We start from the raw sequence: 12363 nt of genomic DNA, 5'->3' as shown, positions 1-12363 counted from the left end.
TAGCCCCTTAAAAGACCATTGTCCGGATAAAATCTTCCTTGTCCACTTTCCTTCCTTGTCTTCGGTGGTCTTGCCTTCACAGATCATATTAAAAACCTAACCTTGTAAGGAAGGGGGTGGGGTCAAATAATATTCGATACAGTCTATTCTTATATCAGTATAATTTTTGCCGAAATTCTTTCCTAGGGGTAATGTCATAATTGCCTGAAATCTAGATAACATTAGATTCAGCGTGTTTACTATTCAGGAGTGCGAAAATGTCAAAAAAACTGGGTCAAAAAATCTCCCCCATACCCATGTCCACCGATATCGGCGTGGTAGATTTGATTAATAATTACTTCACAGCCTATAACTCAGCACGTTTGCGAGAAATCTGTCAACTCATGAGTCACGATATCTTAAAAGATGGCGTGACTGTGGGAGTTAGCCTTTCTGGTGCGATGACACCAGCTGGATTTGGAGTTTCAGCACTATCGCCCCTAATTCGCAACGGTTTTATTGACTGGATGATTAGTACAGGTGCAAATCTTTACCATGATATGCACTACGGCTTAGGTTTTGAACTGTTTGCCGGTAATCCGTTTTTGGATGATGTCAAGTTGCGCCAAGATGGTACGATCAGAATCTATGATATTATCTTTGGCTATGATGTCTTGCTGGAAACTGACGCTTTTATTCGCAAGATTCTCCAAGCAGAAGTATTTCAAAAACCCATGGGAACTGCCGAGTTTCACTATCTATTGGGTAAGTATGTCCGAGAAGTAGAAAAGCAGTTGGGAGTGCAGCATTCTTGTTTGTTAGCCACAGCTTATGAATGTGGCGTACCTATTTATACCTCATCCCCAGGAGATAGTTCCATTGGGATGAATGTTGCAGCTTTAGCTTTGGAAGGTTCAAAGTTAGTCATAGACCCTTCTATTGACGTGAATGAGACAGCAGCGATCGCCTATTGTGCCAGAGAATCAGCCGGAAAAAGTGCAGCTGTAATTCTCGGTGGGGGTAGCCCTAAGAACTTTTTACTACAAACACAACCGCAAATTCACGAGGTTTTAGGGCTAGAAGAAAGGGGACACGATTACTTTGTACAGTTTACCGACGCTCGGCCGGATACCGGAGGTTTGTCAGGTGCAACTCCCTCGGAAGCTGTGAGTTGGGGTAAAATAGACCCAGAAGAGTTACCTAGCACAATTGTTTGTTACACTGATAGTACCATAGCTGTACCATTAGTCACAGCTTATGTTCTCAACCAGTGTCAACCTCGACCTCTGAAGCGGTTATATGACAGACGACCAGCAATGCTGGAGAAATTAAAAACCGACTACCTAGCAGCTTTAGCACAGCCATCGGAGCAAGTCCGAGCTGCTGTAGCTGATATGGTATCTTAGCAATAATTCCTCATCGTCCCTAAAGCATGATTTAAATGGAACCCGCCCTTAAGGGTGGGTCTCACCGGAGATCATATTAACCGACCCCAGGGATACCCACCCCAAAAGAGTTATAATTTTTGCTCCACTCGTGAATCTTCCTGAGAAAATCTCCTACGGATTGTTTTACTTTCCCCATTAGCAGCAGTTGCTGTCATGAGATAGTTAATTGAGTCATCGGAGAAAGGAACCCGGAGGTGAAATGTACCGTCTGTTTTTACTTTAATGGGTTTACCAGCAATATTTACTTTTGCACCGGGTTCTGTTGAGCCGTGGATAATTAATTCAGCATCTGTGATCAACCAAAAATCTGTTTGGGGACGACTGAATACGCGAACTATTTCTGAACGGACGATTATTTCCCAGCTACCGCCTTGGTTAGTATAACCTATTTCGGCAATATAATCATGATCAGTTTCGGGAATTCCCACATAACGACTAGGCGCAATGTCATTGCATTCGTACTGCTGTACCAGAGGGGGAGTCTGATAACTCAAGTCTAAATTTGTGACATCATATAAGCGCAGATATAATTGAGATACGCTGTTATTTTGCAATATTTCCTTGTCAGATGGGGAAATGTACCAAGTGGCATTAGCCCACTTGGGTGTACGTAATTGAAGGATCAGACTACTCTCATTACTGATCTCGGGTAAATCTAGAAATGTTGTGTTTGCCGTTTGGAGATTTTTATCTGTGCCATCTGTCAAGGGTATACCAAAGACGCGAATCCGTTCAGAACTGGTAATAGTTACCCAATCATCACCTATATTGTAACCTATGGCGGCGATATAATCGCGATCGCTGCGGGGAATGGTAATATATTTCTCTTTGATTCCTGACTCTAGTTCATACTCCTGTAGCAGTTGGGGAGTTTGATAACTCAAGTCTAAATTCGTGACATCATACAGCCGCAGATATAATTGAGATATGCCATTATTTGACAATACTTCCAGGCCATCAATGTGCCAAGTGGCATAAGCCCACTCTGCATTTTTGGGCTGGAGGATAATATTTTGGTCGCCATAGAGATGAAATCCTGGCCTACTATCTTCTTGGGGTGTAGCAAAAACGCGAATCCGTTCAGAACTGGTAATACTTACCCAAGTATCATCTACCTTAAAACCTATGGCGGCGATATAATCGCGATCGCTGCGGGGAATCGGAATATATTCCTCTTTTATTCCTGAGTCTAGTTCATACTCCTGTAGCACTTGGGGAGTTTGATAACTCAAGTCTAAATCTGTCACATCATACAGCCGCAGATACAATTGAGATATGCCATTATTTGATAATCCTTCCTGACAAGTTTGATCAATGTACCAAGTCACATAAGCCCATTCTGGATTTCGCGGCTTAAGCATCATACTCCGCTCCCCATCGATATTCAATCCTCCTCTGGTGTCTTCTTGGGGTGTAGCAAAAACGCGCACCTCTTCAGAACTGGTAATAGTTACCCAATTATCATCTACCTTAAAACCTATGGCGGCGATATAACTGCGATCGCGAAGCGTCCCCGCAAGCAGATCTGTTTGGGGAATCGGAATATATTTCTCTGGTGTTTCCCACTTTACTTTATATTCATCTACCAGTTGAGGACTTTGATAACTCAAGTTTAAATCTGTCACATCATACAGCCGCAGATACAATTGAGATATGCCATTATTTGATAATCCTTCCTGACAAGTTTGATCAATGTACCAAGTCACATAAGCCCATTCTGGATTTCGCAGCTTAAGGATAATACTCAGATCCCCATTCACTGCAGCGGCCATGACTACGCCAGCCAAGCTATCCCCCAGGGGATGATTCAACAATGGATCTTCGCCCCCATGACCCTCATGGTCAATCCCCATTTCTACAAAGGTTTCACTGTCTGCAAAAATATCTGTCCTCTCCGGATAATCACAGACAGTCCCATGGTTGATGGGTTCAGCTGCATCGGCTACTGTATTCAACACCTCTTCACTAATATCTAGGGATATTTCCTGTAAATTGGTCACCCGTGCCGATATATTTTCACTTAGTCGCAAACTGGCGCTTAAATCAAATTCTGGCTGGTGTTGTGCTGCTGTTTGGTCAAGAGAGTATTTGCTCTGCCAATTTTCCTCTTCAAACACCACTTCTGAGATTTGAGAATCTGTAGCTTGAAAATTTTCAGTTTCAACCGGTTCTTGATCATTCACTGTTTCAGGCACAACAACAGACCCCGTAGCAGTTGCTGCTGTAACAGAGGTATCATTTCTGGGGGTTGAGTCCTCATTTTTTTTAGAGATTTCGGCAGTATAACCAGGGACTTTTTTCTTAGGATCTGCCCGACGTGACCGGAACAGCCATATTAGTAACCCAATTATAACAGGCGTAGGTAATAAAAGCCACCATAAAGGTATCTCAGGCATCTGATCAGAACTAGAAATATTTTCTGGCGACTGGTCTTCATCTAATAGGGGAGCTGGAGGATCTAGTCCAGGAATTTCTAGTGTTTCTACTTCTCTCCCAGCCAGGGCCGTTTCTATGGCTTGCTTTCCTGGTACTGCCTGGGTAAACTTGATAAAAGCATCTAAATTGGGGCTAGGATTTTGCCTGTAAGCATACACCAAAGGCAGGGAATAGATATAGTTAAGCTGATCCGGTAAAGTTTCATTCACAGGAATCACTCGCACATTGGGCAGACGCGATACATCATGAACCAGGGCATAGCTAATACCATCATTGCCCAGTCTGGCGATAATTTCCGTGGTATCATCCTCTAGGACTACGGTAGCATTCGCGCCTGTAACCAGTTCAGATCCCTGAAAACCTGGGTAGGTGCGAAATGTGTTGCGAGTTTCGCTATTTACCGGGCGGTCAATGAATCGAATATTACTATCTGTACCTCCAACTTCTGACCAGTTGGTAATATTTCCGCTGAAAATACCGGCGAATTGCTCAGAAGTCAAACTACCCTCAAAGGGATTATCCCGCCCAACTATGATAGCAATTTTTGCACTGTGAATCAATACTTGTGCCAGACCTTGGGCTTGTTCTTCTGGAGTCAAATCACGAGGTATCGCTGCTATATCAATATTTCCACTTAGCAAAGCTGAAATCGCCGCATCAGACCCATTAGTTGCAACCTCTACATTTGTCCCAGAAAACCCTTGCTCAAAACTCTGTTTTAAACTGCGGTTGATTGCTCCCAAGCTGGTAGAACCATCAATTTTGATTTTAGTCTGATCTTCCACTGTTTGAGGCGCTAGGAAAGAGTCAGTAGCAGATTGTGCCAGCACTGATGTCGGTACAAACAAAGGTACTGTCATAGGGGTAGTCACTAAAGACAGCAATAATGCTAGAGTAACTATTGCACTATCTTTTTTTTCTTCTTGCCACATATATTATTGATCTGGGTAGACAAAGCTAGAGGATCTGGAATTGTATCTCTTTATATTAGGAGCAGACGCGCTAATTATACATCTGGGATGAAATTTATCATTACTTTTTGACAACGGGGTCATGTACTCGCTCTCAGATTACTCAAGAGTTTAATTTAATACCTGCTGCGAGGATCATGGGGGGTATTTTGGCTTTAATTGCAGATTTGGTGTCTCAGTTACCAGGAAATCACCTGGTTTTACCCATCAACTCTGTGACAGCTTTAATTGGAACTCCGGTTATTAGTTGGTTGATTTTGCGGCGCAGATACTGATATTTTTGTCAGATGACAGTGGCAGTGGGGTTTGGTGATTAAGGTTTCCACTAAAGAGTTGAGGGCTGTGGCCGCTAGTAAGCCTCCTCCTAGAGTCCCTTCTATGGTAATGTATGGTATCGGTTGTTGCATAAGTCGGCGTTTGGCCGCAGGAGCGTGGCTAAAGCCTATGGGTAAGCCTATAATCAGGGCTGGTGCGATTTTCTGCTGCTTGATGGCTTCACAGGTCTCTAAGAGGACTGATGGGGCGTAGCCTATGACTAATATACTATTATTACTGATTTGGGCAAGTTTTTGCCGCCATTTGTCCTGCTCCCAGAATTCTGTCTCGGCCTCTGGGGCAGTGGTAATATGGGGGTTGTCAATTAAGGTGATAATTTCACACCCTAAGTGGGTGAGTCTGGTTTGGTCTAAGGCGGCGGCGACTGTGGGTATATCTACGACTATTTTACACCCGGTTTTTAAGCTTTTACGACTGGTGGCGATCGCACCTGGACTGAGTTTGACAAAGGATACTAAACTCACATCACCACAGGCTAAAACTAGTTCAGCTATTAAATGTTGTTCAATTTCCGAACGCTCGGACAGGTCAGGAAGGATGCGCTGTAATGACTCGGTAAATGCTTCTGCATGATTATGTACTTCTGCATCTAACCCACTCCACAGTTGATTAAGTTCTCCTAGTCCTACTTGGGTTTCTACTTCTAACAGTTTGAGTTGCGATAATACCTCGGCTTGCATGATTTGACAATGGCGATCGCGTCCTAATAAGCTCTCTAATGCTGAGGCTGTTTGTCTGAGTTGGGATATTTGCTGCATTACGGCCCCATATTGTTTTTGCAGTTGCTCTGTTAGGCTTTTGCTGTTGTCTGTTTCTGGTTCTATTTCTAAAATCTGGCGAATATGGTTAAGTTGAAAGCCTTGGTTTTTTAAGGCGACTATGCGCTGCAGTCTAACTATATCTCTATGTGTGTACAGGCGGTAGTTACCAGGCGATCGCTGTGGTTGTGGTAGTAGTCCTAGTTGATGGTAATGTCTCACCATCCGCGGGGTTATCCCTTGTCCTACTGCTTGGGTGAGTTCTTTGATTGTTAGGGTGGTCATCTGTTTTTAAACGCAAAGGTTCGCAAAGGTTAACGCAAAGGTTCGCAAAGTGGTTTTTATCGATTTTAGGCTTGACATTGACAGTAATGTCAAGGTTTAGGGTGAGGGCATTGTGATCAATGAGTTATTATGCTGAGTTATCGGGGTTTAACAAGATTTATTGCCGAAGGTTCGGATACTTTGGCGGCTGTGTTTTGTGGTATGTTTTTGTTTGTGGGTTGGTTGGCTTTGTCTGTTGATTGGTTAGGATGGGCTTTGCTGTTTTTACCCGCTGCTTATGTGATTGGTGGTTATGATAGCGCCCGGGAGGGTTTGACCACTCTGATTAAAGAACAAGAATTAGATGTTGATCTGTTAATGATTGTGGCTGCTCTGGGTGCTGCTGGGTTGGGTTTATGGCGTGGGGAATACTATCTAATTATTGATGGGGGAATTTTGATCCTCATCTTTGCTATTAGTGGCGCACTGGAAGGTTACGCTATGCGTCGCACTGAGAAGAGTATCCGTAGTTTGATGAGTTTGACACCAGATACAGCTCGGGTTTTACTGGGGGGAGAAGCAGAAATGCTGCCTATTACTCAACTCAAGGTGGGTGATGAAATTATTGTTAAACCAGGTGAATTGATTCCTACTGATGGTATAATTATATCTGGTTATAGTAGCCTCAATCAAGCAGCAATTACAGGGGAGTCTTTACCTATAGAAAAGTCTGTGGGAGATGAGGTTTTTGCCGGAACTCTCAACGGTTTTGGCGCTTTGCATCTTCGGGTACATAAACCACCTTCTAGCAGTTTGATTCAGCGTGTGATTCGTTTGGTGGAACAAGCACAGACGGACGCACCCCCTTCTCAACAGTTTATTGAGCAATTTGAACGCATCTATGCCCGGGTAGTTGTGGTCGGCGGGGTGTTGTTGGTGTTTTTACCGCCCTTAATTTGGGGTTGGAGTTGGGAAGTTACTATTTATCGTGCTTTGACTTTTTTGGTGGTGGCTTCTCCCTGTGCCCTGATGGCGGCAATTATGCCTACACTGTTATCGGGTATTGCTAATGGTGCACGACAGGGAATTTTATTTAAGAATGGGGCGCAGTTAGAAAAAATTGGTCAGGTTCGCGCCATTGCTTTCGATAAAACTGGTACTTTAACTACAGGTAATCTGCAAGTTTATGGGGTAATTTCTAGTGGTGAATATTCGGAGCCAGAAGTATTAAAAATAGCTGCAGCTTTGGAATCCTGCTCTGAACACCCCATTGGTAAGGCTATTGTACAGGCGGCTGGTACAGGTTGGGAATGTGGGGTTGATGTCCAAGCTATACCCGGACAGGGAATTGTCGGCTTTGTCAACCATCAACAGGTGTTTGTGGGGAATACAGCTTTTATCCGGGAATATGTAGACCAGTCCCCGGAGGAGTTACAAACCTGGGCGCAATCTCAGGAAAATCAGGGTAAAACTGTGGTTTGGGTGGCACAGGCTCAACAGATCATAGGTGCGATCGCCATTGCTGACCTGATTAGACCAGAAGCTGTATCTATGATTACTCGCTTGCGAAAGTTAGGGGTTGAGCAAATTGTCATGATTACCGGGGACAATCAACGCACGGCTGACAGCGTAGCCCAGACTGTGGGTATTGATCAAGTGTATGCGGAACTCTTACCTGAAGATAAGCTAAATGTGATCCGTCAGCTGCAACAAGAGTATCAAACTGTGGCTATGGTGGGGGACGGCATTAATGATGCTCCCGCCCTCGCCCAGGCTTCTGTGGGTATTGCTATGGGGATAGCCGGGAGTGATGTAGCTTTGGAAACCGCAGATATAGTATTGATGGCGGATAAATTAGAGAAATTAGCCACAGCTATCGAATTAGGTAGGCGATCGCACTCCATTGTCAAACAGAATATAGTTATAGCTCTAGGCTTTATTATATTACTGTTAATCGGTAACTTTTTAGGCAACATTAACTTACCCATTGGGGTCATTGGTCACGAAGGTTCAACAGTGTTAGTTACACTCAGTGGTTTAAGATTACTGAGAAACTGAATTTTACAGGATTCCGGGTTTAAATAGCCATCACCCGGAAATGATATCAGCTACTCGGCCGCAAAACACCTGTGGGTATTTAACCCGCCCATGTCAACCCAGTTAAATGGCCATTAGCTTACAATTAGCATTGCATTGATATTCAGGAGCAATAAAATGGGATTAACTGAACAGCTGTTAACTGCCAACAAAAAGGCTATGCTTATAGATGATTGCTGCCAAATGATTGATCAGCAGCTAGCTTCTAAATCAGGTATCACTGGTATAGCCTTGAAAACCGCCTTCACCGCCTTAAAAGGAGTGAACCCCGGATACATCCCTTATATTGTCGAGCAGCTGCTACCACAATTCCTGACAGCCCTTGACCCTCTCTGGACTGAGGGTATAGCCAAGGGTGATCCCGCATCTCACCTCATCGCCAGTCGTTCTGAAACAGCAGACGCTATGCTCAGTATTACCGATGCTAGAATCCAGCACACAAAGCGGCAAATAGTTAAAGGAACCTATGAAAAATTCCGGAGTTCCGCCAAAAAACACGTAGAAGAAGCAGTTCCAGACTTAGCTAATATAGTAGATAAACATACTAAAATTTAAGGACAATCCAGTATGTGAATGAAATTCATTTACATACTGGTGAACCTTGGGATTTACCCACCACAGTGGATAATTTCCGCCCCCGATGGCGGTATCCTCGGCTCATACAAAAGTTAGAAATATTTTAGCCACAAGTAGTATAATTGTACTGCAAGAATATTTACTCTGTGTGGTAGTCCTTCTCATGATACATGATCAAGGGATTTCTATTTCCCTATTTACAGGTGCATTTGGTCTGGATTTAGGTATGGAAGCAGCCGGATTTCATACAGTGACTGTAGTAGAAAAAGACCATGATGCTGCAAAAACAATTCTTCTTAACAGACCTGATCTTAAAGAAAGTGCTGTTCCTAGAGAAATAGAAAAACTCAGTTCCCAAAGACTACTTGAGGAAGGAGGAAGATTTTTAAAATTAGGTCGTGCTTTACAAGTGGGAGAAGTAGACTTAGTAACAGGTGGTCCACCCTGTCAGCCATTTAGTACCGCCGGAAAAAGAGGTTCAGTGATGGACCCTCGCGGTAGTTTATTTATGGAATTTATTCGTATTGTTAAAGAAGTTCAACCCCGTTTTTTCTTGATGGAAAATGTCAAAGGTTTACTTTCAGCACCTATTCGTCACAGACCAATTAATGAACGGGGTAAAAATCATCCCCCTTTAGCAGATGATGAAATGCCAGGATCTGCATTAAGGGTGGTACTATCAGAAATGAAACAACTAGGATATAAGGTAGTTTATAATCTCTTAGAAGCAGCAGATTATGGCGTTCCACAAAATAGAGAGCGTGTAGTATTTATCGGTTCTAGAGATGGTGAGACTGCTACATTTCCTCTCCCCAAATATTGCCAAAATGGTCAACATCTACCTAAATGGCGGACTCTCAGAGATGCTTTAACAGGTTTAGTTGATAGAGAGTCAGAGTTTATAAGTTATTCAGAAAATCGCTTAAAATACTTAAGATTATTACAAGCAGGACAAAACTGGAGACATTTACCAGAGGAATTAAAAAAAGAGGCTATGGGCGGTGCTTATGATTCGGGAGGTGGAAAAGTCGGTTTTTATAGAAGATTATCCTGGGATAAACCTTCTCCGACAATAACCACAAGTCCACATCAAAAAGCTACTGATATGTGTCATCCCGTAGAGTTGCGTTCTTTAACTGTACGCGAGTCGGCAAAAATTCAAACTTTTCCCGATGATTGGATCTTCTCTGGTTCGATAAGTTCTAAATATAAACAAATTGGTAATGCAGTTCCGGTATTGCTTGCAAAAGAAATTGGTACTTATCTTTTTAATTTAATCCAGGGAAATAAACCCAAAGCTAAAGAAATATCTGAACAACTATCGCTATTTTAGCTAGAGAATTTTAACTGTCTTTTTTTGTGGCTTTATACAAGTCTTAAACTCTGAACTTTTAAGAACTATAAAGCCTTTTGGTGTATCTAATGAAGTACACACCAATTTATTACTTATTACTTATTACTTATTACTTATTCCCTGTTCCCTGTTCCCTAAAACTAAAAAACTGTTTACCTCACGAGCATGGGAAATTCTATATCAGCCGAAAAAATCAAGCCAGTAGATAGAATGACTCTATCTAATGGCTCAATGGAATCATCTGCGAAGAAGACCTTTACACTAGTTTTAAATCAGGATACTCCGCCAAAATATCATCAGAAGTCAGGGTATCCCCTTCAGCTTGAGGAGTCCAAAGCACCTCAATAGCTAAAAGTTGATCACCTGGAATTCCACCAATTCGCCGCAAAACTTGACGCAAATCATCAGCACTGTTAACCTCTGGGATTTCCAACTTCCCTAATGTCGCCGCTAGTAGGGTAACAATTAGGTATTCCCCTGGTGCTTCACTGATTTGGTCAGCAGGGGGTAAAGCCTCTTTTTTCAAAGCTGCTTTCAGCTGGTTGTTGACGTTAGAGAGAGTTTCTTCACTAAACTTGCTGCGTTCGGCTAATGATAAACGGTTAAACTGACTTTCAGCCGCATTTAATTTAACTTGCTGCGTACCCCCACCTGCGTAGACCCAATATTCTGGATGACGCAGTAAAGCCAAACTGACTTCTTGCAATACTTCTGCTCTCCCTTCTGGGGAGTTAGTATCAGCAGATTCGGCTATCTGGTCAAGTTCGGTTTGCAAACCACGCGCTTGCGCTAATAAACCAACTTGTAACCGAGTTACAGAAACAGCAGGATTGCTGCTATACTCTACGTCTACCCCTTCACCACCGCTCACACGGCGGAAGGTTTGTACCAAGAAATTCGCGATCGCCAAGAAAATTAAGATGGTAAATAGACCGCCAAACCCACCACCAATCCCCCAAAAGGGAATCAAGAAGGGAAAGCCGAAACCACCACCGGGATAGTATCCTCCACCACCAGGAGGCGCATAAGTACGCGGTGTGTAGGTGCGGCTAGAAGGCGCTCTAAATGAGCCGCCACCGATGCGACCACCGCTGCGGGCTGCTAATGCATTATCACCATGGCTAAGTGCTAAAGTTAACACTAGGCTGAAAAGAAAGAAAACCTTTAACAAGGGTTTGATGGTTTGTTTTAGTTTGTTAGCCATAACACAGGCGCTTAGAAATTGTATTAGTTATGATTGCTTTCTAGGTTCCCAAAAATCTTTTACTTACTCGAACTAGTGAGTTGTTGATTGACACTAGCTCTTTTTAACATTCACTTTTTATTAAACTAAGCCGGTCGGTCACCCAACCGACTCGTCTTCAAAACCGTACGTGAGACTTTCACCTCATACGGCTCCTCGGTAATATGGTTCTTGTCATGAATACCTACAAGACTTCCATCATTGGATGTCTTTTTATCGTGGCAATGTCTGTGTAATAGTTGTAGATTTTTATATTCATCTTTTCCACCTTTAGATATGGGTAAGATGTGGTCAACTTCCATTACATCACCGTCCCTAAAGTAGTGCCCACATTCTGGACATTTACCCTTTTGCCTTTTAAGTAGGGTCGCTACTCTTTTATTGGCTTCGGGATGGTTTGTCATTCTTGAACTCCAATATACCCAATCACCGTTAAATGGTGAGGCATTGCCTTTAACCTTGATATGACGTACAATGGGAGTCTCTGGGTGTCTATGCAGTTTTATGAACTTATCATCCATCTTTACTGCAAATTCCCAGTTATTACCTCCAATGGTATGCCAATATTTATTGGTTATCCATTTGCTGGGTTTATTGGGATGTCGGCGCTTTGCCCATCTGTAAAACCGTTGATAAACCTGTTTAGAGATATTACTGAAGATTTCTTTACTTACTACCGATGAGTAGTAATTACACCATCCCCTAATTATAGGATTAAGTTTACCTATCAATCTCGATTGTGGTGTTGGTAAGTTTCTTTTGATGGTGTCCGAAACCTTTTCGTAATGTCTCTTAACAGATTTCTTAGATGGGGTGATGATGGTTTTAAATCCTAGTATTTCCTTCTGCGTATTCAATCCTGAGTTGTATTTACCAACTGAGCATTGCCTCACATTGAAGC

Annotated in this window: 8 protein-coding genes and 1 pseudogene; 5 read left to right on the top strand and 4 right to left on the bottom strand. The window is 42.8% G+C overall.

Annotation, left to right across the window (positions count from 1 at the left end):
- The first annotated feature begins 257 nt into the window (after positions 1-257).
- The gene (locus PN457_RS14005; protein WP_271733981.1) at positions 258-1385 is read left to right on the top strand and encodes a homospermidine biosynthesis protein; all 1128 of its coding nucleotides are present in this window, start codon (positions 258-260) and stop codon (positions 1383-1385) included.
- 110 nt (positions 1386-1495) lie between these two features.
- Here the strand turns inward: PN457_RS14005 and PN457_RS14000 are convergent, their stop codons facing one another.
- Positions 1496-4795: a DUF4912 domain-containing protein gene (locus PN457_RS14000; protein WP_271733980.1), complete on the bottom strand. Its 3300-nt coding sequence runs from the start codon at positions 4793-4795 to the stop codon at positions 1496-1498.
- A gap of 155 nt (positions 4796-4950) precedes the next feature.
- Here PN457_RS14000 and PN457_RS13995 point away from each other — a divergent pair.
- Positions 4951-5109, top strand: a pseudogene (locus PN457_RS13995) (iron chelate uptake ABC transporter family permease subunit); the annotation flags it as partial.
- On the opposite strand, the gene PN457_RS13990 reads toward PN457_RS13995, so the two are convergent.
- Positions 5059-6213, bottom strand: coding sequence for a precorrin-8X methylmutase (locus tag PN457_RS13990; protein ID WP_271733979.1), 1155 nt, complete (start codon positions 6211-6213; stop codon positions 5059-5061). The pseudogene PN457_RS13995 and the gene PN457_RS13990 sit on opposite strands and share 51 nt — an antisense overlap.
- 129 nt (positions 6214-6342) lie before the next feature.
- Between PN457_RS13990 and PN457_RS13985 the strand changes: the two genes are divergently transcribed.
- From PN457_RS13985 to PN457_RS13975, 3 genes are all read left to right on the top strand, one after another.
- The gene (locus PN457_RS13985) at positions 6343-8250 is read left to right on the top strand and encodes a heavy metal translocating P-type ATPase (RefSeq protein WP_271733978.1); all 1908 of its coding nucleotides are present in this window, start codon (positions 6343-6345) and stop codon (positions 8248-8250) included.
- Between the two features lie 156 nt (positions 8251-8406).
- The gene (locus PN457_RS13980; protein WP_271733977.1) at positions 8407-8844 is read left to right on the top strand and encodes a DUF6918 family protein; all 438 of its coding nucleotides are present in this window, start codon (positions 8407-8409) and stop codon (positions 8842-8844) included.
- A 184-nt stretch (positions 8845-9028) separates the two neighbouring features.
- Entirely contained in the window at positions 9029-10198 is a 1170-nt protein-coding gene (locus PN457_RS13975) for a DNA cytosine methyltransferase (RefSeq protein WP_271733982.1), read from the top strand.
- Between the two features lie 277 nt (positions 10199-10475).
- Here the strand turns inward: PN457_RS13975 and PN457_RS13970 are convergent, their stop codons facing one another.
- A complete protein-coding gene (locus tag PN457_RS13970; protein WP_271733976.1) occupies positions 10476-11423 on the bottom strand; it encodes a DUF1517 domain-containing protein in 948 nt (315 codons plus the stop codon).
- A gap of 125 nt (positions 11424-11548) precedes the next feature.
- Positions 11549-12363: group II intron maturase-specific domain-containing protein (locus PN457_RS13965; RefSeq protein ID WP_271733975.1), on the bottom strand; the 815-nt coding region annotated here is incomplete at its 5' end.

The organism is Anabaenopsis arnoldii, from assembly GCF_028331025.1.
Classification (GTDB): domain Bacteria; phylum Cyanobacteriota; class Cyanobacteriia; order Cyanobacteriales; family Nostocaceae; genus Anabaenopsis; species Anabaenopsis arnoldii.
Note: the sequence above shows the minus strand (reverse complement) of the source record. Positions and strands in the feature narration are given on the sequence as shown.